The 19,673-nt window shown below is 64.3% G+C and carries 19 protein-coding genes and 1 riboswitch; of the genes, 12 read left to right on the top strand and 7 right to left on the bottom strand.

Annotated features, from left to right (window positions below; translation table 11 throughout):
• The first annotated feature begins 15 nt into the window (after positions 1-15).
• From ACXAG6_RS16335 to ACXAG6_RS16320, 4 genes are all read left to right on the top strand, one after another.
• Positions 16-921: a DMT family transporter gene (locus tag ACXAG6_RS16335; protein WP_475338866.1), complete on the top strand. Its 906-nt coding sequence runs from the start codon at positions 16-18 to the stop codon at positions 919-921.
• A gap of 13 nt (positions 922-934) precedes the next feature.
• Positions 935-1,534: an inner membrane-spanning protein YciB gene (locus ACXAG6_RS16330; protein ID WP_475338865.1), complete on the top strand. Its 600-nt coding sequence runs from the start codon at positions 935-937 to the stop codon at positions 1,532-1,534.
• Between the two features lie 164 nt (positions 1,535-1,698).
• Positions 1,699-2,439 carry a sulfite exporter TauE/SafE family protein gene (locus ACXAG6_RS16325; protein ID WP_475338864.1) on the top strand — a complete coding sequence of 247 codons (741 nt, stop codon included), beginning with the start codon at positions 1,699-1,701 and terminating at the stop codon, positions 2,437-2,439.
• Positions 2,440-2,568: 129 nt separating this feature from the next.
• On the top strand, positions 2,569-3,102 hold the full coding sequence (locus ACXAG6_RS16320) for a P-loop NTPase family protein (RefSeq protein WP_475338863.1): 534 nt from the start codon (positions 2,569-2,571) through the stop codon (positions 3,100-3,102).
• Positions 3,103-3,149: 47 nt separating this feature from the next.
• On the opposite strand, the gene ACXAG6_RS16315 is transcribed toward ACXAG6_RS16320, so the two are convergent.
• Positions 3,150-3,854, bottom strand: a complete 705-nt coding sequence (locus ACXAG6_RS16315) for a glutathione S-transferase N-terminal domain-containing protein (protein ID WP_475338862.1) — start codon at positions 3,852-3,854, stop codon at positions 3,150-3,152.
• A gap of 25 nt (positions 3,855-3,879) precedes the next feature.
• Positions 3,880-4,788: an alpha/beta hydrolase gene (locus ACXAG6_RS16310; RefSeq protein WP_475338860.1), complete on the bottom strand. Its 909-nt coding sequence runs from the start codon at positions 4,786-4,788 to the stop codon at positions 3,880-3,882.
• A 156-nt stretch (positions 4,789-4,944) separates the two neighbouring features.
• Between ACXAG6_RS16310 and ACXAG6_RS16305 the strand changes: the two genes are divergently transcribed.
• Entirely contained in the window at positions 4,945-5,706 is a 762-nt protein-coding gene (locus tag ACXAG6_RS16305; RefSeq protein ID WP_475338859.1) for a phosphatase PAP2 family protein, read from the top strand.
• On the opposite strand, the gene ACXAG6_RS16300 is transcribed toward ACXAG6_RS16305, so the two are convergent.
• Complete coding sequence (locus ACXAG6_RS16300; protein WP_475338857.1) at positions 5,699-6,100, bottom strand: hypothetical protein; 402 nt, start codon at positions 6,098-6,100, stop codon at positions 5,699-5,701. The genes ACXAG6_RS16305 and ACXAG6_RS16300 overlap by 8 nt on opposite strands.
• A 95-nt stretch (positions 6,101-6,195) precedes the next feature.
• A riboswitch (SAM riboswitch) is annotated at positions 6,196-6,275 on the top strand.
• 52 nt (positions 6,276-6,327) lie between these two features.
• On the opposite strand from ACXAG6_RS16300, the gene metZ reads away from it, so the two are divergent.
• Complete coding sequence (gene metZ, locus ACXAG6_RS16295) at positions 6,328-7,506, top strand: O-succinylhomoserine sulfhydrylase (protein WP_475338856.1); 1,179 nt, start codon at positions 6,328-6,330, stop codon at positions 7,504-7,506.
• A gap of 183 nt (positions 7,507-7,689) precedes the next feature.
• On the opposite strand, the gene ACXAG6_RS16290 is transcribed toward metZ, so the two are convergent.
• A complete protein-coding gene (locus ACXAG6_RS16290; RefSeq protein ID WP_475338855.1) occupies positions 7,690-8,556 on the bottom strand; it encodes a sigma-70 family RNA polymerase sigma factor in 867 nt (288 codons plus the stop codon).
• 7 nt (positions 8,557-8,563) lie between these two features.
• Positions 8,564-9,016, bottom strand: a complete 453-nt coding sequence (locus ACXAG6_RS16285) for a carboxymuconolactone decarboxylase family protein (protein ID WP_475338854.1) — start codon at positions 9,014-9,016, stop codon at positions 8,564-8,566.
• Positions 9,017-9,206: 190 nt separating this feature from the next.
• Here ACXAG6_RS16285 and folE2 point away from each other — a divergent pair, with 190 nt between their 5' ends.
• The gene (gene folE2, locus ACXAG6_RS16280) at positions 9,207-10,304 is read left to right on the top strand and encodes a GTP cyclohydrolase FolE2 (protein WP_475338852.1); all 1,098 of its coding nucleotides are present in this window, start codon (positions 9,207-9,209) and stop codon (positions 10,302-10,304) included.
• Positions 10,305-10,380: 76 nt separating this feature from the next.
• Here the strand turns inward: folE2 and ACXAG6_RS16275 are convergent, their stop codons facing one another.
• Positions 10,381-11,286 carry an acyl-CoA desaturase gene (locus ACXAG6_RS16275; RefSeq protein ID WP_475338851.1) on the bottom strand — a complete coding sequence of 302 codons (906 nt, stop codon included), beginning with the start codon at positions 11,284-11,286 and terminating at the stop codon, positions 10,381-10,383.
• 185 nt (positions 11,287-11,471) lie between these two features.
• On the opposite strand from ACXAG6_RS16275, the gene purU reads away from it, so the two are divergent.
• A complete protein-coding gene (gene purU / locus ACXAG6_RS16270) occupies positions 11,472-12,356 on the top strand; it encodes a formyltetrahydrofolate deformylase (protein ID WP_475338850.1) in 885 nt (294 codons plus the stop codon).
• Between the two features lie 153 nt (positions 12,357-12,509).
• A complete protein-coding gene (locus tag ACXAG6_RS16265; protein WP_140014916.1) occupies positions 12,510-13,958 on the top strand; it encodes a TrkH family potassium uptake protein in 1,449 nt (482 codons plus the stop codon).
• Between the two features lie 76 nt (positions 13,959-14,034).
• Here ACXAG6_RS16265 and ACXAG6_RS16260 read toward each other — a convergent pair whose 3' ends face one another.
• The gene (locus ACXAG6_RS16260) at positions 14,035-15,822 is read right to left on the bottom strand and encodes a serine protease (protein WP_475338848.1); all 1,788 of its coding nucleotides are present in this window, start codon (positions 15,820-15,822) and stop codon (positions 14,035-14,037) included.
• Between the two features lie 219 nt (positions 15,823-16,041).
• On the opposite strand from ACXAG6_RS16260, the gene ACXAG6_RS16255 reads away from it, so the two are divergent.
• The 3 genes from ACXAG6_RS16255 to glyS are packed head-to-tail and all read left to right on the top strand — an operon-like array spanning position 16,042 to position 19,629.
• Complete coding sequence (locus ACXAG6_RS16255; protein WP_475338847.1) at positions 16,042-16,989, top strand: glycine--tRNA ligase subunit alpha; 948 nt, start codon at positions 16,042-16,044, stop codon at positions 16,987-16,989.
• A complete protein-coding gene (locus tag ACXAG6_RS16250; RefSeq protein ID WP_475338846.1) occupies positions 16,986-17,549 on the top strand; it encodes a DUF6446 family protein in 564 nt (187 codons plus the stop codon). Before ACXAG6_RS16255 ends, ACXAG6_RS16250 begins: the two co-directional genes overlap by 4 nt.
• On the top strand, positions 17,542-19,629 hold the full coding sequence (glyS, locus tag ACXAG6_RS16245) for a glycine--tRNA ligase subunit beta (RefSeq protein WP_475338845.1): 2,088 nt from the start codon (positions 17,542-17,544) through the stop codon (positions 19,627-19,629). The genes ACXAG6_RS16250 and glyS overlap by 8 nt, the downstream gene beginning before the upstream one ends.
• Positions 19,630-19,673 lie beyond the last annotated feature (44 nt).

Raw genomic sequence — 19,673 nt, 5'->3', positions numbered from 1 at the left:
ATATATGCCGTCAGCATGAGTTCTTGGATCACCTCTTTGGAAGGCACTGAGGCGGGGCATGTGGCGGCGCTGGGCCTTGCCTTGATGGCGGCGTTTCTGCATGCGGTTTTCGGCGCGTTGCAGAAAGGGCGGCACGACCCTTGGATGTCTCGCGGGGCGATTGATTTCTGCTACGGGATGATGGCCGCGCCCTTTGCGCTTTTCGTGGTGCCATGGCCTGAGCCGCATATGTGGGCGATCTTCGCCGGGGTCTTTGTGATCCATGTTGGCTACAAGATCGCGCAGGCGATGACCTACACCCGGGGCGCTTACACGGTGGTCTATCCGGTGGTGCGGGGCACGGGGCCGCTGTTTGCGGTGATCGGGGCGGGGATCATCTTTGGCGAGCATTTCACAGCAGGGCAGTGGGCCGGGGTGGCGGTGCTGCTGGCGGGGATCTACGGGCTGGCGGCCTACAACCTGCGGACCGTCACCTTGCAGCGCGAGACCATGGTGGCCGCTCTCGGCTTTGCCGTGCTGACGGGGCTCTTCGTGGCGCTTTATACCACCTATGACGCCTATGGCATTCGCGCGACCGCCGACCCGTTCACCTTTTTGGCGTGGTTCTTCATGATCGACGGGCTGGGGTTTGCGCCCTGGGTGGCGCTGGTGCGCTACAGGACCATGGCGGAGCGCCCGACGTTGGGGCCGCTCATGGCGCGGGGGATGATTGGCGGCGTGGTGGCCTTCTTCTCCTTCGGGGCGATCATGCTGGCGACCCGGCTCGACAAGGTGGGGGAGGCGGCGGTGCTGCGCGAAACCTCCACCGTCTTCGCCGCGCTGATCGGGTGGCTGCTGCTGGGCGAGCGGGTGGGACCGCGGCGTTTGGCCCTTATGGCCTTGATCGCCGCCGGTGCGGTGATAGTTGAGGTGGCAGGTTAGAGCGGAGAGCGACATGGCAGAGAAACAGGTGCCCGGCTGGGTAAAGACGGCGCTGGAGTTTGGCCCGGTGATGGGCTTCTTCGTGGCTTTCTTCATGCTGAAGGCGGAGAGTTACGTGCTGTTCGGCCACGAGGTGAAGACCTTCACCTACATTACCTTCTGGTTTGTCATCGCCATGGTGATCTGCATGGGCGCGCTCTGGGCGCTGACGGGCAGCCTGAGCCGGATGCAGGTGATGACGCTGGTGTTGGTTGTCTTCATGGGCGGGCTGACGGTGGTGCTGGATAACGACCTGTTTTTGAAGCTGAAACCGACGATCCTTTATGCGCTATTCGCCGGGATCCTCGCCATTGGGCTGGCGCGGGGGCAGAGCTACCTCGCGCGGCTCATGGAGGGGCTTCTACCGATGAGCGATGCGGGGTGGATGATTTTGACCAAGCGGTTTGCCTGGTTCTTCCTCGCGCTGGCGGTGGCCAATGCGGTGATTGCCTTTGCGCTCTCGAGCGGGGTTTGGGTGACAGTGAAGACCTTTGGCCTGCCGGCGGCGCTCTTTGTTTTCATGATGGCGCAATATCCGCTGATCGAGAAATACGGGACGGAAAAGAGCGAATAGGTTTGCGCCTGAGGGGCCGCGCCCAACGAGATTTGAGGCCTCCGGCGGGGAGTATTTGGAGCAAGAAAATGGGCAATTTTAATCAAATTGTCCGGAGTGGCTTGGTCTGATTGATATGGCGGCCCGGGTCTGGCCTTGAGCTGTGAAGCCTTTAGGGGAGGGGCATGGACTTCTGGATTGTGGCTGCGTTGGCGGCTTTCATGATGGGGCTGTCGAAGGGCGGGGTGCCGATGCTGGCGATGCTCTCGGTGCCCTTGATGTCGCTCTTCATGGACCCGGCGATGGCGGCGGGATTGCTGCTGCCGCTTTATATCGTGGCCGATTGGTACGCGGTTTACCTCTTTCGCAAGGCGTTCTCCGTGCGAATCCTGAAGATCATGCTGCCGGGGGCCGTGGCGGGCATCGTCGCCGCCTTCTTTGCGGTGACGGTGGTGCCGGGGGATGCGATCAAGCTGCTGGTGGCGGGAATCGGGGTTTACTACCTCGTCGGCTCGGTGCGGGGGCGCTTTGCGCGCACCGCGCCTGCGCCGCGGGACGCCGATGTGCCGCGCGGGGTGATCTGGGGCACCTTGGCGGGCTTCACCAGCTATATTTCCCACGCAGGTGGGCCGCCGTTTCAGGCCTACGTGCTGCCGCAGAAGCTGGACAAGATGGTCTATCTTGGGACCGTCACGATCTTTTTCTCGGTGGTCAACCTGCTGAAGGTGCCGCCCTACGTGATGGCCGGTCAGATCACCGGGGCGAGCATGGGGGAGGCCGTGTGGCTGGCACCCTTTGCACTGGCAGGCGCGTGGAGCGGCTCGCGGGTGGCGCGGTGGCTGCCGGAGAAGGTGTTTTACCTGCTGGTGGAGGTGGCGCTGGCGGTGGTGTCGGGGAAGTTGGTTTGGGAGGTTTTGGTGGGGTGAGGGGGGTGGATGCCATTCACTTCTGCGGTCATCCTATGGGTCCGCTGTACGGACAATATCGCCCGTCTTCGCTCGGGGGGTTAAACACCTCGATTCGCAAGAGGCATTGTCTTGCAGGGCTTTCGTGGAATGACTGAGGCTCGTGCGGTGCAGAAACCGACACCTATTGATCTTAACAGAACCGTTGTCATCGGAAATACCGCATCCGGTAAAAGCTGGTTATCTGGGAGGCTGGGTAAAACGCTCTCATCACCTGTCGTCGATCTTGATCGCATCCACTGGGTTGATGGAGATTATCGCCGGAAGGAAAAGAAGGTGATTGCAGTCGAAAAGACACAAAGAGCGGCAGAGAGAGAAAGATGGATTATCGAAGGTGTATATGGCGCCTTGATAAGCCCGATCATTGACCGCGCAACCTGCCTCATCTGGACGGATATTCCGTGGTCCGAGTGTCGTAGGAACTTGTTCTCCAGAGCATCTGCTCTTGGCTCTCTTGATAATATCGCAGAATTAGAAGTATGGGCCGAAAATTATTGGCGCAGGAAGTCAGCATCATCCTACGGTGCTCATCTTCGGCTTTTTGAGGATTTCAATGGTCCAAAGTTCCGACTGAAGAATATGGATGAAACCTCATGTTTTGCGCAGGACATTGAGACAAGCTGAGTAAGGTTCCCGTGGCCATGGAAAGTGCTCAAAGAGACCACCCAATCTCACTCCGGCTTGCCAAACAGCACCTTCTGCGCATCCTTGTTGCCCTGCAGGCTGCCTCGTTTCTCATCGGCCAGGGCCTTGCCTTTCTTCACCGCTTCGCGGCTGCCCACGAGGTCGAGCCAGCGGGAGAAGTGGGGTTTGTCGGAGATGTCTTGTTGCTGGCCTTCCCAAAGGATTGCCCAGGGCCAGATGGCCATGTCGGCGATGGAGTAGTTGGAGCCGGCGACATATTCGTTTTGCGACAGTCGCTTGTCGAGGACGCCGTGGAGGCGGTTGACCTCGTTGCGGTAGCGGTCCTTGGCGTAGGGCAGGTCGTTGGGCGGATCCATCGAGGGGGCGTATTTGAGGAAGTGGTGGGCTTGCCCTGCCATCGGGCCGAGGCCGCCCATTTGCCACATCAGCCATTCTTCGACGGCGATGCGCTCGCGTTCGGTGGTGCCGTAGAAGCTGCCGGTTTTGCGAGCGAGATACATCAGGATCGCGGCGCTTTCGAACACCGAGATCGGCTGGTCGCCGGGGCCGTCATGGTCAACGATCGCGGGCATGCGGTTGTTGGGGGAGATGGCGAGGAACTCGGGCTTGAACTGGTCGCCCGCGCCGATGTTGATCAGGTGGGTTTCGTAGGGCAGGCCCATCTCTTCGAGCGCGATGGAGACTTTCCAGCCGTTGGGGGTGGGCCAGTAGTAAAGGTCGATCGGGGCCATGTGTTCCTCCTGAATTGGTCAGGGGTCAGGATGGCGTGCGATTTCCCAGTGGCAAGGCCAAAGCGGCGAGGCGGGCGAGATTTGCCGTGAGGCGGCGGGGCGTGGGCGCGGGCAGGGCGGCGTTGAGGCGGGGCAGCAGGGAGGCGTCGGTGAGGGCGGCGCGGTAGAGTGAGAAGACCCCGGGGGCGAGATAGGTGGAGCCGTGGCAGATGCGGCGGATCGGCGCTGCGACGGGGTGGCCGAGCCGCGCGAGGGTGGCGCGGGTGGCCGGGCAGGTGAGGCGCAGATCGCTCCAGCCGGGCAGATGGCCCATGCCGCGCCCCATGGCGTGGCGACCGGGGCGGGTGGGGGCGAAGGCGTATTCGAGCAGAAGGTCGAAGGGCAAGTTTTGCGCCGAGGTCACGTTGAGAAAGTCGGCCGCGTGGCCCGCAGGGCAATCGGCGGCGGCTTCGGCGCGGTGGCGATATTCGGCTGCCGCCAGCAGGATCGCCCGCCGCGCGGCGCCGGGTGCGAGGTGGGGCAGCGCTTGCAGCGCGACGCGAGCGCCGAGGGAGTGGGCGACGAGGGTGATGCGCCGCTCGGGGGCGAGGTTGGCGGCAAGGTCGACAAGCTCCGCCAGTGCCCGGCCTGCGCGGGGCGCCCGGTGGTAGGCCCCCCAGATCGAGCCGCGACTTTCCCAGCCGAAGCCGAGGCAGATCGGCGCATCTACCGCGCCGTGGCCGAGCCGCGCGGGCCAGCCGTGCACCTCGCTCAGGCCATAGAGAGAATGGTGCGGGCTATGGACTGGGTCATGCGGGGAATATTGGAAGCCGTGGACCAGCACGGCGATGGGGGCGTTTGGCGCAGCCTCTTCCAGCGCCGAGCGCAGGCGGGCCACGGTGCCGGCCGGATCGGCCAGACGATCACCATCGGCATTGGCATGTGTCAGGGGCATCGGGGCCTTCCCACTGCGACTGGGGCCACAACATCTGGGGGTTGGATGCCTGCGTTTTACTACGCCCGCGTTAAGGCTGGGTTACAGTGCTGTGACAGTGGGGCAGGGGTTGCGCCGGGCCACGGGAACGCGGGGGCGGGCCGGGCGTTGGGCCGTATGGCAATTGACGTGACAGCAGGGCGCCGCCTGACCGATTGGGCAAAACGAAACGTGGAGTTGCGCACGCTGGTGGTGCTGGCGTTGGTGGTGGGCGGGCTTTGGGCCTTTGGTGAGTTGGCCGATGAGGTGCTGGAGGGCGAGACCCGCAGCCTTGACGAAACCATCCTGCTGGCGCTGCGCACATCCGGCGACCTTGCCGACCCGATCGGCCCCGGTTGGGTCGAGGTGATGGGCCGCGACCTGACGGCGCTGGGCGGTGCGCTGGTGCTGAGCCTCTTCACCGCCGCCGTTGCGGGCTTTTTCGTGATCCGCCGGTCGTGGGGGATGGTGGCCTTTTTGATCGCATCTGTGGGCGGGGGCATCTTGCTGTCGCACGGGGCCAAGCTGCTGTTTGACCGCCCGCGCCCCGACCTTGTGCCTCATGGCGTCGAGGTGATCACCTCGTCCTTCCCTTCGGGCCACTCAATGATGGCCGCTGTCACCTATCTGACGCTGGGCGCATTGGTGGCGCGGGTGATGCCGGGCCGGGTGTTGAAGGCCTATATCCTCACGCTGGCGGTTGTGATGTCGGCCATGGTGGGGGTGAGCCGGGTGTATCTTGGGGTTCATTGGCCCACGGATGTGCTCGCCGGATGGCTCGCCGGGGCGGCATGGGCAATGGCCTGCTTTCTCGTGGCGCGGCTGCTGGCTAAGCGCGGGGCCGTGGAGCCGGAGGCCGCTCCAGAGGAGAACAGCGGCCTCCGGGGCGGCGCTAGTTAAGCAGCGATTGCAGCAGTCCCAACACGGCGACGGTTTGGAGCGTTTCACTGTCGATGCGCACGACGCGGTTGTCGATCACGCGATATTCCTGCCCGCGCGGTGGTTTGGGCAGGCGCTTGGCCTGGGCCTTGCTGAGCGCGTGGCCGCGATCTTTTACAGCTTTGCGCTTTTGGCCGGTGCGATGCTCGTTGTGCTGCTCCCTCGCGTTGCCCTCTTTGCGGGCCTCGCCGTTTTGAGGTTTAGCGCATGCTTTGTGCCGCGCATTCGTTTCGCATTCTTGCCCGCGCGGCGCGGAAAAGGCGGCTGGGGCGGTGGCGATGGTGAGGACTACGATGAAGAGGGTGGTGACTGCTCGATTCATGGATTTCTCTCCTGTTGGTGGTGCAGGTTGCACGCAGAAGGCGGGAGTATCCGTCGCGATGGCGGCCCCAAAGTTGGCGGATCTCCGCCGCAAAGGGGATTGACCGAGGCCGCCCCCGGGCGTAATTCACCCTCACAAGTGGCGATTTGTTCACCGGATTGCGGGCCACTCTAAACACTTCCGCTAAAGAGGTCAGGCAGAGGAAATCCCTCGTCGCTTGGCAGCGGTGAGGGCTTTTTTATTGGCGAAGGAGGCCAATCATGTCTGAACGCAAGACACGCACCAAGCTTGTTCATGGCGGCACGCGGCGCTCGCAGTATGGCGAGGTGAGCGAGGCGATTTTTCTCACGCAGGGCTTTGTTTACGACACCGCGCAGCAGGCGCAGGATCGCTTTGAGGCGTTGGGTGAGGATGAGTTTATCTATGCCCGATACGGCAACCCGACGGTGCGGATGTTTGAAGAGCGGATTGCGATGCTGGAGGGCACAGAGGATGCCTTTGCCACCGCAAGCGGCATGGCGGCGGTGAACGCGGCGCTCTGTGCGCCGTTGAAGGCCGGCGACCACGTGGTGAGCAGCCGGGCGCTGTTTGGCTCCTGTGAATATATCCTGTCGGAAGTGCTCACCCGCTATGGTGTGGAGGTCGAATTTGTCGATGGCACCGATCTGGCGGCGTGGAAGGCGGCGATCCGCCCCGACACCAAGCTGGTGTTTTTCGAGGCGCTCTCCAACCCGACGCTGGAGGTGATCGACATCCGCGGCGTCAGCGAACTGGCCCATGCGGTGGGCGCGCTGGTGGTGGTGGACAATGTTTTTGCTACGCCGGTCTTTCAACGCAGCCGAGAGCTGGGCGCAGATGTGATCGTTTATTCTGCCACCAAGCATATCGACGGGCAGGGCCGGGTGCTGGGCGGCGTGGTGCTGGGCACGCAGGAGTTTATCCGCAAGACGCTGGAGCCCTACCTCAAGCACACCGGTGGGGCGATGAGCCCGTTCAACGCCTGGGTGTTGCTGAAGGGGCTGGAAACGCTCGATCTGCGGTGCCGGGCGCAGGCAGAGAATGCCGAGACCGTTGCCAAGGCGCTGGTGGGGCATGAGAAGGTGAGTGCGGTGCTCTACCCGGGGCTGCCGGCCCATCCGCAGCACAACCTTGCGCTGGCGCAGATGGAAAAGCCGGGCACGGTGGTGAGCTTCGAGATCAAGGGCGGCAAGGAGGCGGCCTTCCGCTTTCTGGATGCGCTGGAGATCGTGGTGATCTCCAACAACCTCGGGGATGCGAAGAGCATCATCACCCATCCGGCAACGACCACCCACCAGCGGCTTTCGGACGAGAAAAAGGCCGCGCTGGGGATCAGCCCGGGGCTTGTGCGGCTGTCTTTGGGTATCGAGGACGCGGACGACCTTGTGGCGGATCTGATGCGGGCGCTGGAGATGGCCTGACCGGCCAGTTCACCAAGCGTTTCCACATTTCGAGAGGAGAGGGCCTATGACCGCCCCTGTTCCCACATCCGACTTCCGCCACCTTTCCCTTTGGCCCGCCAGTGGCGCGCGCTATGGCGACGTGCACTTCAGCCGTGATACGGCCCCGGCCGCTCCCCGGCCCGAGCCGATCCAGACTGCGGATCACGCCTCCCCAGCAGAGGCTTGCGCCGAGAGGTGGCGCAGCTTGTCGGGGTTGCGCACCACGTAGATTGCGCGCACCGCGCCATTTTCGATCAGCAGCGCAGTGGTTTGCAGCTCGCCGTCCGACTCGCGTGTCAGAACACCGGGCAGGCCGTTGATGTAGCCAAGGCGGATCAACTGCGAGGGGCCGCGGCGGGCGCGGTGGAAGCGGGCGAAGGCATCGGCCACCTCGTCGCGCCCCTTCAGCACGCGCCAGAGCGCCGCGCGTTTGCCGCCGCCATCGGCATGCAGCCGGACATCTTCGGCCAGTAGGGTGGCGAGGGTTTGCACACCTTCGCCCTGTGCGGCGTCGAAGAAGGCGCGGGCGATTTCGAGCCCGCGCGCCTCTTCGACCTGAAAGCGCACCCGTTCGGCCCGCACGTTGGTGCGTGCGCGGCTGGCCAGTTGGCGACAGGCGGCGGGGCTGCTTTCAAGCGCGGTGGCGATCTGCTCGAAGCTCTCGCCGAAGACATCGTGCAGCAGAAAGGCCGCTCGCTCGCGAGGGGAAAGTCGTTCAAGCGCGATCATCAGGGGCAGGGTGACATCTTCAACCGGCTCCTCTTCCAGCACCGGCTCGGGCAGCCATTCGCCGGGGTAGGTCTCGCGCCGAACGCGGGCAGACTTGAGGTGATCGAGGCAGAGCCGGGTGACGGTGCGGCGCAGGAAGGCGGCGGGCACACGCACCGCCGCCCTGTCTGTTGCCGACCAACGCAGCCAAGCCTCCTGCACCACATCCTCGGCGTCGCTCATGGTGCCGAGCATCCGATAGGCGACCCGCAGCAGGGCGGGCCGCTCGGTGGCGAAGTGTTCTGCGCCGGTGTCGCTCATGGCGCGCTCATGTCCAGCCATATTCGGGCACGAACTGGTCAAAGCCGATGGCGAGGCGGTTCCAGCCGTTGATGACGTTGATCAGCATGGTCAGGGTCACCTGTTCTGCGGGGTCGAACTCTGCGGCCAGCGCGGCGTACACCGCCTTGGGCGCGCGACGGGTGGAAACCTGCGTCAGATGATCTGTCCAGGCAAGGGCGGCGCGTTCGCGCGGGGTGTAGCAAGGCGCATCTTGCCATGCGGGCAGCAGGTGAAGGCGCTGCGGGGTTTCGCCCTGACCGCTGGCCGCGAAGCTGTGCATGTTCAGGCAGTTGGCACAGCCGTTGATCTGGGAGGCGCGCAGCTTGACCAACTCGCAGAGCGCGGGCTCCAGCCCGGCGGCCTCGACGGTGTTGGAAAGCTTCAGCCAATCGGTCATCAGCTTGGGTGCGGCGGTGGTGATATCAACTCTGGGGGTCATTGGGTTTTCCTGTGTGAAAGGGTCGATACCTTGATGACGAGACAGCCCGCCTTGATGTGACATCGGCGGCAGAAAAACGGCTGAATCGCCCCCCGAATGGTCGCCCGCGGCTTAAGGATAGCTTGCAAGGCGGGGTATATGCCCCATATGCAGGCGGTGGCCCGCACCCGTGTGAAAGGGGGAAATTGCCATGAACATCCTTGCCGCCGCGCTGGGCGAGACGACCGATGAGGAGGCCCGCGCCGCGCTGGACGTGCTGCGCCGCTGGGCTGAAAAGGCAACGCCTGAGGAGGTGGCTGCGCTCGATCCCGCGATCGCGCGGCTTTTGCCCGATGCGCCGCTGCCGAATTACCCTGCCCTCGCGCGGGCCTATCCCGAAGAGTTCAAGGTGGACGAGGCCTATAAGGCCGGGTTGCCGGATTTGCAGAACGGGCCCTCCTCGCTCATTCGCGGGGCGCGCCAGCATATCGAGCATGTGGGGATTTCCAATTTCCGCCTGCCGATCCGCTTTCACCGCCGGGATGGCGGGGACATCACGCTGGAAACATCGGTGACGGGCACGGTGAGCCTTGAGGCGGAGAAGAAGGGCATCAACATGTCCCGCATCATGCGGACCTTCTATGCCCGCGCCGAGGAGGTGTTTTCGCTCGACGTGGTGGAGGAGACACTGGAGGCCTACAAGGGTGATCTGGAATCTTTCGATGCCCGCATCCAGATGCGGTTTTCCTTCCCGATGAAGGTGGACTCGCTGCGCAGCGGGCTGACCGGCTACCAGTATTACGACATCGCGATGGAGGTGGTGGACGCGGGCGGGCGGCGCAAGAAGCTGATGCATCTGGATTTTGTTTACTCCAGCACATGCCCCTGTTCGCTGGAGCTTTCAGAACATGCCCGCCGGGCGCGCGGGCAGCTGGCGACGCCACATTCGCAACGCTCGGTGGCGCGGATCTCGGTGGAGTGCCTGCCGGGGCAGCGGCTGTGGTTTGAGGACTTGGTGGAGCTGTGCCGGAGCGCGGTGCCGACCGAGACGCAGGTGATGGTGAAGCGCGAGGACGAGCAGGCCTTTGCCGAGTTGAACGCGGCGAACCCGATCTTTGTGGAGGATGCGGCGCGGAGCTTTTGCGAGGCGTTGCAGGGCGAGCCTCGGGTGGGGGATTTCAGGATCGTGGCAAGCCATCAGGAGAGCCTGCATTCCCATGACGCGGTGGCGGTGCTGACGGAGGGGCCGACCTTTGCAGCACAGAGCCTTGACCCGAAACTGTTCACCACGCTTGTGCATGGCGGGTAGCGGCTGCGAAGAGGGGCTGCGCCGTCAGGCAAGGCACCGATGAGCAGACGCCGGGGCGGTGGGCAGATTGCCCACCCTACGGGGTTGCGTTGGGTGTCAGGCCTTCACGTGGGGGCTCGCTGGTGGGAAGTTTGACGCCGGTGGCGAGGCCGAGGGCTTCCAGCGTGCGGATGAACCAGTAGCCGGGGTCGAGCTGGCCTTTTTCCACGCCAAGGCGGGCGGAATGGGGGAAGGCGTGGTGGTTGCCGTGCCAGTTTTCTCCGAAGGTGACGAGCGACCAGCCGGGGAGGTTGTAGCCCTGCACCGGCAGTCCCGCGATGCGCCAGCCTTGATGGCCTGATTGGTGGCAGTAGTGGCCAACCATCCAGTGCATTGTCAGCGACACCCAGACGCGCAGGCAGATGCCCCAGAGCAGCCAAGACCAACCGCCGATCAGAAAGAGCAGGGTGGCGAGGGGGAGTTGCTGGGCCATCCATGTGCGTTCGATGACGCGATAGACCGGGTCGCGGGCGACTTCGGGCTCGATCTCCAGCCGGGGCGGGTGCTTCAGGCGGTAGCTGCACATGAGTTGCCAGTAGGCATCGCGGAAGAAGCCTGCGTCATGCGAGGGATGGGGCGGGCAGCGCGTCTGCCGCTGGTGCCAGTCGCGCATGTCATGGGCGCGGATCATGCCCATTGGCCCGGCCATACCAACGAGCGTGCCGAGCCAGACAAGCAGGCGCTCCAGCCAGAAAGGCGCGCGGAAGCTGCGGTGGATGAGCAGGCGATGCATGCCGACGGAATGGCCAGCGCAGATGGTGAGGCCGGTCAGCAGGATGAAGACGGCGAAGCCACCCCAACTTGGGAAGAGCAGCAGCGCAGCAACGCCGCCAAGGCCGTGCGCGGCCCACCATGCGGCTTTGAGCGGCTCGAAGGTGATACGCCCTGCCATCGGGTCGCATCCCGGGCCCGCCTTGACGCGCTCGCTATCGACCAGTGGCACCACCCGTTCCTCCGCAACAGTTCCTTATAGGAACACCATGTGTCGTATTGTGGCAATCCCGCGCTTTGGGGGCGGTTATTCTGCGGCCAGAACGCCGTGTGCCTGCGTGGAGGAGTTGACGGGGGTCCGCCCCCTGATAGGGCATCGGAGCAACACGAGACCTTAACGCGCAGGACCACACAGCCATGAGCCGCTACACCCTTACCGTCACCTGCCTCTCCACGCGGGGCATCGTTGCCGCCATCTCGGGCTTTCTGGCCGAGAAGGGCTGCAACATCACCGACTCGGCGCAGTTTGACGATCCGGGCACCGGAAACTTCTTCATGCGGACCAGCTTCAACTCCGAGGAGGGCGCGCCGCTGGAGGCGCTGCGCGAGGCCTTTGGGGCGGTGGCCGAGCCGTTCGGCATGGAGTGGGCCATTCATGATGACGCGCAGAAGATGAAGGTGATCATCATGGTCAGCCGCTTTGGCCACTGCCTGAACGATTTGCTCTATCGCTGGCGGATCGGGGCGCTGCCGATCGAGATTGTTGCCGTTGTGTCCAACCACCTCGATTACCAGAAGGTGGTGGTGAACCATGACATCCCCTTTCACCACATCAAGGTGACGAAGGAGAACAAGCCACAGGCCGAGCAGCGGATCATGGATGTGGTGGAGGAGACCGGGGCGGAGTTGATCGTGCTGGCACGCTACATGCAGGTGCTGAGCGATCAGATGTGCCAGAAAATGGCCGGGCGGATCATCAACATCCACCATTCCTTCCTGCCCAGCTTCAAGGGCGCGAACCCCTACAAGCAGGCCTTCGAGCGCGGCGTGAAGCTGATTGGCGCGACGGCCCATTTTGTGACTGCCGATCTGGATGAGGGGCCGATCATCGAGCAGGACACGGTGCGCGTGACCCATGCCCAGAGCGGCGAGGATTATGTGAGCCTTGGCCGGGATGTGGAGGCGCAGGTGTTTGCCCGCGCGATCCACGCCTACATTCACCATAGGGTGCTGATGAACGGGACCAAGACGGTGGTGTTTCCGGCCTCGCCGGGCGGCTATCGCTCCGAGCGGATGGGGTAGGCGGCTGCCGGCGTGGCGGGGCCAGCCGTGCCCTTTGGGTGAGACGTCATTGTTCGCGCGGGCCGCGCGTGCCGGAGTGGAGCGCCTTGTTTTGCGGTGATGGGCCGGGGGAGCGCTTGACAGTCTGCGCGGCTCACGCCAACCGTTCACCTCATGTTGGACGTTCGCCCGGTCGGTTATGTCATCGGCCTTCTCACCGCAATTCTAGGCGCCATGATGCTGTTGCCCATGGCGGTGGATATCTATGAGGCCAACGCGCAGTGGCCGGTGTTCCTTGAAAGCGGGATCATCACCATGCTGTCGGGCGGGCTCATTGCGTTGGCCTGCGCCAATGGGGTGAGCGAGGGGCTGACGCTGCGCCAGACCTTTTTGCTCACCACGCTTGTCTGGGTGGCGTTGCCATTCTTTGCGGCGATTCCCTTTGTTTTCGGGGCGACCGAGGCGCGGGCGGTGGATGCCTTCTTTGAGGCGATGTCGGGCCTGACGACGACAGGCTCGACGGTGTTTAGCGGGCTCGACGACTTGCCGAAGGGCATTCTGCTGTGGCGGGGCATTCTGCAATGGCTCGGCGGGATCGGGATTATCGTGGTGGCCATGGTCTTCCTGCCCGAACTGAAGGTGGGCGGGATGCAGATTTTCCGCTCCGAAGCCTTTGAGACAATGGGGAAGATCCTGCCGAGGGCCACGCAGATCGCGGCGCAGATCTCGGTGATCTACATTGCCATCACCTTCGCTTGCATGATGACTTATCTGTTCCTCGGGATGAGCGGGTTTGATGCGCTGGTGCATGCGCTCACCACCGTCTCGACGGGGGGCTTTTCCAACTATGATGCCAGTTTCGGCACCTTCTCGGGGGCGCCGGAATATGCCGCCTCGATCTTCATGATCCTCGCGGCCTTGCCCTTTGTGCGCTACGTGCAACTGGTGCATGGCAATGCCACGCCGCTGTGGCGTGACACGCAGGTGCGCACCTTCCTTGCCATCATCGCGATCCTTGTGCTGATCACCTCGCTGATCCTGACCTCGATCTTTCCGCATCACTGGGAGCAGGCGATGCGGGAGGGGCTCTTCAACATCACCTCGATCATGTCGGGCACGGGCTATGCCTCTGTGGACTACATGCAGTGGGGCGGGTTTTTGGTGATCATGTTCTTCTTCATCGGCCTCATCGGCGGCTGCGCGGGCTCGACGGCCTGCTCAGTGAAGATCTTCCGTTACCAGTTGCTCTTTGCCTCGATCCGCAGCCAGATCCGCACCATCCACTCGCCCTCAGGCATCTTCACACCGCGCTATGACGGGCGGCCCATCGGGGAAGATGTGTTGAGCTCGGTGATGAGCTTCTTCGTGCTGTTCACGGTGTCGCTTGGAGCGCTGGCGGTGATGCTGAGCTTTACCGGGCTGGATTTTACCACCTCGGTTTCCGGCGCGGCGACGGCGATTGCCAATATCGGCCCCGGTCTGGGCGATACCATCGGGCCGGCGGGGAACTTCAGCACGTTGAATGACACGGCCAAGTGGCTGCTGGCGGGCGGAATGCTGGTGGGGCGGCTTGAGGTGCTGGCAGTTTACGCGTTGTTCACGGTGAACTTCTGGCGGGCATAAGTCGCGGTGCAGCAGGGTAAGGTGGGCAGATTGCCCACCCTACAGGTGTCGCGGATAGGATGCGCCCGCCGGCCAATCATTCCCAGCAGCTGACCAGTACCGTCATGCCCTCGGCTAGGGTTGTCAGATCTTCCGGGGCCAGCGCGGTGGCTGCGCTGGAGGGGGTGGCATCCAGCCCGGCGGTGGTGAGGAAGTCGGCGATGGAGGGCACGTCGATTGCGAATTGCACGTTGTCGGGAAGCTGGCGGCTGCCGTCTTCCGAGCGGGCCAGCAACATGCCGAGGACTGCGCCGGACTGGTCGAGCACCGGGCCGCCCGCATCGCCGGGCAGGGTGGAAAGCTCCAGCCGCTGCATGCCTGACTCGCCGCCGAGGCCGCGGAGGTCGGCCAAGGTGCCAAAGGTGACGGTGGGCAGGCCCAGCACCTCTTCGTAGCTGTAGCCCGCAACGGCCACCTCGGACTTCAGCCGGGGCGTGGAGGGCGCAAAGCGGGCGTGGGCCTGCGGAGCGAGGGGCTGGCGCGGCGTGAGCAGGGCGAGGCCGAGCGTGTCATCGCGCGCGGTGATATCGGCCTCGTAGCTTTCGTCCAGCGTGACGCGGCCGCATTGTCCGAGCACTTCGGTGGTGGTCAGCACCGCGCCGGAGCCATCGACGTAGAAGCCGGAGCGCGACATCTCGGGGCTGCGGATTTCGAGCCCGGCGAGCAGATCAATGCGCTGCTCTTGGGCACCAGAGCCGGCGCTGTCGGGCAGGATTGATGCGGTGGGGGTGAAGCTCTCGCGCATCTCCTTGACCACGGCGTTCATGATCTTGGCGTCGGCGGGCTTCCACGTCAGCGTAAAGCCTTTGACCGCGCCGCCATCGAGCCGGGCGTAGGTGTAGCTGTGCAGCTCGTCGTTCTGCCCGGTGAGCACAAAGCTGCGCTCAGAGCGGCTGCGCTCCCCCTCCTGCGGCACGATGGTGAGGGTTTGCATGATGTCATAGAGACCGAAGAGCGTGGTCTGGTCGCCGGTTTGCGAGATCAGCAGAAGGCGGACGCCGCGATCATTGGAGGGGGCGTAGTGCACGAAGGGCGGCTCGATATGGTCGAAGGCGACGAGGCCGAGGGGGGCTGTCATCTCGATGCCCGCGCGACTGTCGGCAAGCGGGGCCATGCCGAGGGCGGCAAACTCGGCGCGGTAGCCCTCCACCAGCTCGCGTCGCTGCGCGGTGGTGAGCACGCCGGTCGGCTCATAACCCTTGGCAGACTGGTATTCGGCCATCGACCGGCGGGTGCCGGGGCCGAAGGCGGCGTCGATGGCACCCAGGTAGAAACCTTCCCATTGCAGGGCAACCTGAAGCTCGGCGCGCTCATCGCGGCTGAGCGCACGCTCGGAGCGGCGGGCCTCGGCGGGGGTTTCATCGGGGATCACCGGCTCAGGCTCGGGCGCGGCCTCAACAACCGCTTCGGCTGCGGACTCCAGTTCAGTGGCAGGTTCGGCGCTGGCCTCGGGTTGGGCGGCGGGGGCCGGGTCGTTCAGGGTGTTGGCACCTACGGGCCAGAATTGCTGGCGAAACTGGTTGGGGAAGGCGATGAAGCTATCGGCGGGGATGAGGCGCTCGCGCTTCAGCGCGGCAAGTTCGCGGTTGCCATCGCTCGCGGCATAGGGCCCCAGCGCGATGGCATACCAGCCTGAGCGCATCCGAAAGCCTGCCGTATTGGGGAAGGCGGCGGAATAGGCCCGCGCCCGTGCCTCGGCCTCGGCCAGCGTGGGCTGCGCCTCGATCTGGACCCATACGGTGCTTTGGGCCGTGGCCGCGCCGCCCATGAGTGTTGCCAAAAGCAGCCAGAGCGCCGCAAAAACTCGCTTCGTCACAATCGTCATGCCTGTCCCACGTCCCATTCCTGCCGGGGCCTTCAAATCCCGCCCCGCTTGATTTCAGCGCAATTTATCAGCCCCCACGGCGGGTGCACCCCAATTATGCGTGTGCTGGCCCGCCGGGGCGGGGGAGTCGCAGGGGGGCCACAGGCAAACGGTTTGACCGCCTTGCGCCCCGGCTCTATTGAGACGCTGCACGCCGAAACCCCGAGGATACCGCGCCCCATGGCCGAGCAGCAGAGCATCGACAAACCCCGCTCCTTTCAGGAGATCATCCTGCGGCTACAGGCCTATTGGGGCGGCAAGGGCTGCGCGGTGTTGCAGCCCTATGACATGGAGGTGGGCGCGGGCACCTTCCACCCGGCCACGACGCTGCGCGCGCTGGGCTCGCGGCCTTGGGCGGCGGCCTATGTGCAGCCTTCGCGGCGGCCGACGGATGGGCGCTATGGCGACAACCCCAACCGGTTGCAGCATTATTACCAGTATCAGGTGCTGATTAAGCCCTCGCCGCCGGACTTGCAGGAGCTTTACCTCGGCTCCCTTGCGGCCATCGGGATCGATGCCTCGCTGCATGATATTCGCTTTGTCGAGGACGACTGGGAGAGCCCGACGCTGGGCGCCTGGGGCCTTGGCTGGGAGGTGTGGTGCGACGGGATGGAGGTGAGCCAGTTCACCTATTTCCAGCAGGTCGGCGGGCATGATTGCCATCCGGTAAGCGGCGAGCTGACCTATGGCCTCGAACGGCTGGCGATGTATGTGCTGGGCGTCGATCACGTGATGGACATGCCCTACAACGACCCGCAGACCGAGATCGCGCTGAGCTATGGCGACGTGTTCCGCCAGACCGAGGGCGAATATTCGCGCTGGAACTTCGACGTGGCCGACACCGACACGCTGTTGCAGCACTTCAAGGATGCCGAGGCGGAATGCGAGCGCATTCTGGCCGTGCCCTTCGATGACCCCAAGACAGGCCGCCGCATCGTGATGGCCCACCCGGCCTATGACCAGTGCATCAAGGCTTCGCACCTGTTCAACCTGCTGGATGCGCGTGGCGTGATCTCTGTTACCGAGCGGCAGGCCTATATCGGGCGGGTGCGGGCACTGGCCAAGCAATGCGCGGACGCCTTCGTGCAGACCGAGGCCGGGGGCTGGGTGGCCGAGGCGGCGGAATGAACGGCAAGATCGTCGGAGGGTTTATCGTGGGGGCTGCGGCTGTCGCCAGCTTGGCGATCTACTACTTGCAGGAATACGGCTACTACCACGAGGTAGAGCTGCGCCAGGGCGATGTGGCCGTGGAGCTGACGCTGCTGGCCAGCGGCGCGCCCGAGGAGATCATCTCCAATGATTTCAAGGCGATCGACGCCGAAAGCTCGCCCATCCGCTATCGCGCCTGCTTCACCACCCCGATGAGCCAGGCGATGCTGAGTGAAACCTACAAGCCCTACGAGGGCGCCGAGCCGCTGACCGGGCCGAGCTGGTTTGACTGTTACGACGCGGCCCAGGTTGGCGCGGCGTTGGAGAACGGCGAGGCGATGGCCTTCACCGGCGTCGAGAACATCTATTACGGGATTGATCGTGTGGTGGCTGTGCTCGATGACGGGCGCGGCTTTGTCTGGCACCAGATCAACCGCTGCGGCGAGGAGGTGTTTGACGGCAACCCCCCGCCGCTTGGCTGCCCGGACCCTGAAGGATTTGTTGCGGCGCGGTCGCAGGAAGGCGAGAGCGATGGCTGATCTTCTGATCGAACTATTCAGCGAGGAAATCCCGGCGCGGATGCAGCGCAAGGCGGCGGAAGACCTCAAGAAGCTGGTGACCGACGGGCTGGTGGAGGCCGGGTTGACCTATGCGGGCGCGCGGGCGTTTTCCACGCCGCGCCGTCTGGCGCTGGCAGTGGATGGGCTTCCGGCAGAAAGCCCGGCGACCCGCGAAGAGCGCAAGGGGCCGCGCGTGGACGCGCCGGAAAAGGCGATCGAGGGGTTTTTGCGCGGTGCCGGGCTGACGCGCGAGCAGCTTGAGGAGCGCGACGACAAGAAGGGCCGGGTGTTCTTTGCCGTCATCGAAAAGCCGGGCCGCGCGGCGCCGGAGATTGTTGCCGATGTGCTGGAGGCGGCGGTGCGCAGCTTCCCTTGGCCAAAGTCGATGCGCTGGGGCGCGGGCAGCCTGCGCTGGGTGCGGCCCTTGCATTCGATCCTCTGCATCCTGAGCGATGAGAGCGGCGCGCAGGTGGTGCCGCTGGAGATTGACGGGCTTGTGGCTGGCGATGCGACGCGCGGGCATCGGTTCCTCTCGGCTGGCGCGATTTCGGCCCTGAATTTCGAGGATTACGAGGCGAAGCTGAAGCGCGCCAAGGTGGTGCTGAGCGCCGAGGAGCGGGCCGAGACCATCGCCCATGACGCGGCGCAGCTGGCCTTTGCCAAGGGGCTGGAGCTGGTTGAGGACAAGGGGCTGCTGGGCGAGGTTTCGGGCCTCGTGGAGTGGCCGGTCGTGCTGATGGGCGACATCGAGGAGCAATTCCGGGGCTTGCCGCCTGAGGTGCTGCAGACTTCGATGAAAGAGCACCAGAAGTTTTTCTCGGTGAAGAACGCGCAGGGGCAGATCGTGAGCTTTGTCACTGTGGCGAATATGGAGACGAAGGATAACGGCGCCACCATTCTGGCCGGGAACCAGAAGGTGCTGGCGGCGCGGCTCTCGGACGCGAAGTTTTTCTGGGAGAACGATTTGCGGGTCGCAAAGGACGAAGGGCTGGAGGCCTGGACCGCGCGGTTGGAGAACGTGACCTTCCACAACAAGCTGGGGAGTCAGGCCGACAGGATCGCCCGGATTGCCGCGCTGGCCGAGAGCCTTGCGCCGATGGTTGGGGCCGATGCGGCGCTGTCCGGGCAGGCGGCACGGGTGTGCAAGGCTGATCTTTCGTCCGAGATGGTGGGAGAATTCCCTGAACTTCAAGGGCTTATGGGGCGCTATTACAGTGATGCATCAGGCCTGCCCGCCGAGGTGGCGGCGGCCTGCGAGGAGCATTACTCGCCGCTCGGGCCGTCGGATGATGTGCCGACCGCGCCGGTTTCCGTCGCCGTGGCGCTTGCCGACAAGCTGGACACGCTGACGGGGTTCTGGGCGATCGATGAAAAGCCGACCGGCTCGAAAGACCCGTTCGCCTTGCGGCGGGCGGCGCTGGGGGTGATCCGGTTGGTTTTGGGGAATGGCTTGCGGTTGAAGCTATATGATGTCGTGCACGGGCACGCCGATCTTTGCCCGACACCTGAGGCCAAGGACTTCGAAGAGACAGCCGACGACCTCCTCGCCTTCCTCCACGACCGCCTCAAGGTGCACCTGCGCGATCAGGGCATCCGCCATGACGTGATCGACGCTTGCCTTGCCATGCCGGGCAAGGATGACCTGACGCTGCTGGTGAAGCGGGCCGAGGCGGTGCAGGCCTTCCTGAGCACCGACGATGGCGAGAACCTTGTGCAGGGGTTCAAGCGGGCCAACAACATTCTCAGCCAGGCCGAAGCGGCGGATGGGGTGGAGTATTCCTTTGGTCCCGAGGCGAAACTGGCGGAGGCCGAGGAGGAGAGGGCGCTGTTTGCGGCGCTCGATGCCGCTGAGCCGGCGATTTCCAGCGCGGTGGAGGCCGAGGATTTTGCCGCCGCGATGGCGCGGATGGCGGCCCTCAGGGCGCCGATCGACGGGTTTTTCGAGGGGGTTCAGGTGAACGCGGAGAACGATGTGCTGCGCCGAAACCGGCTAAACCTGCTCCACCGCATTCGGCAGACCTGTTCCACGGTGGCGGATTTGTCGCGGTTGGAGGGCTAAGCCGCTGCTCGGGTTGGTGTTAGCGTTAACCTATCCTTAACGTC

This window comes from Vannielia sp. ABF1_015 (assembly GCF_056160745.1).
This window is presented reverse-complemented; position numbering and strand designations above follow the sequence as displayed.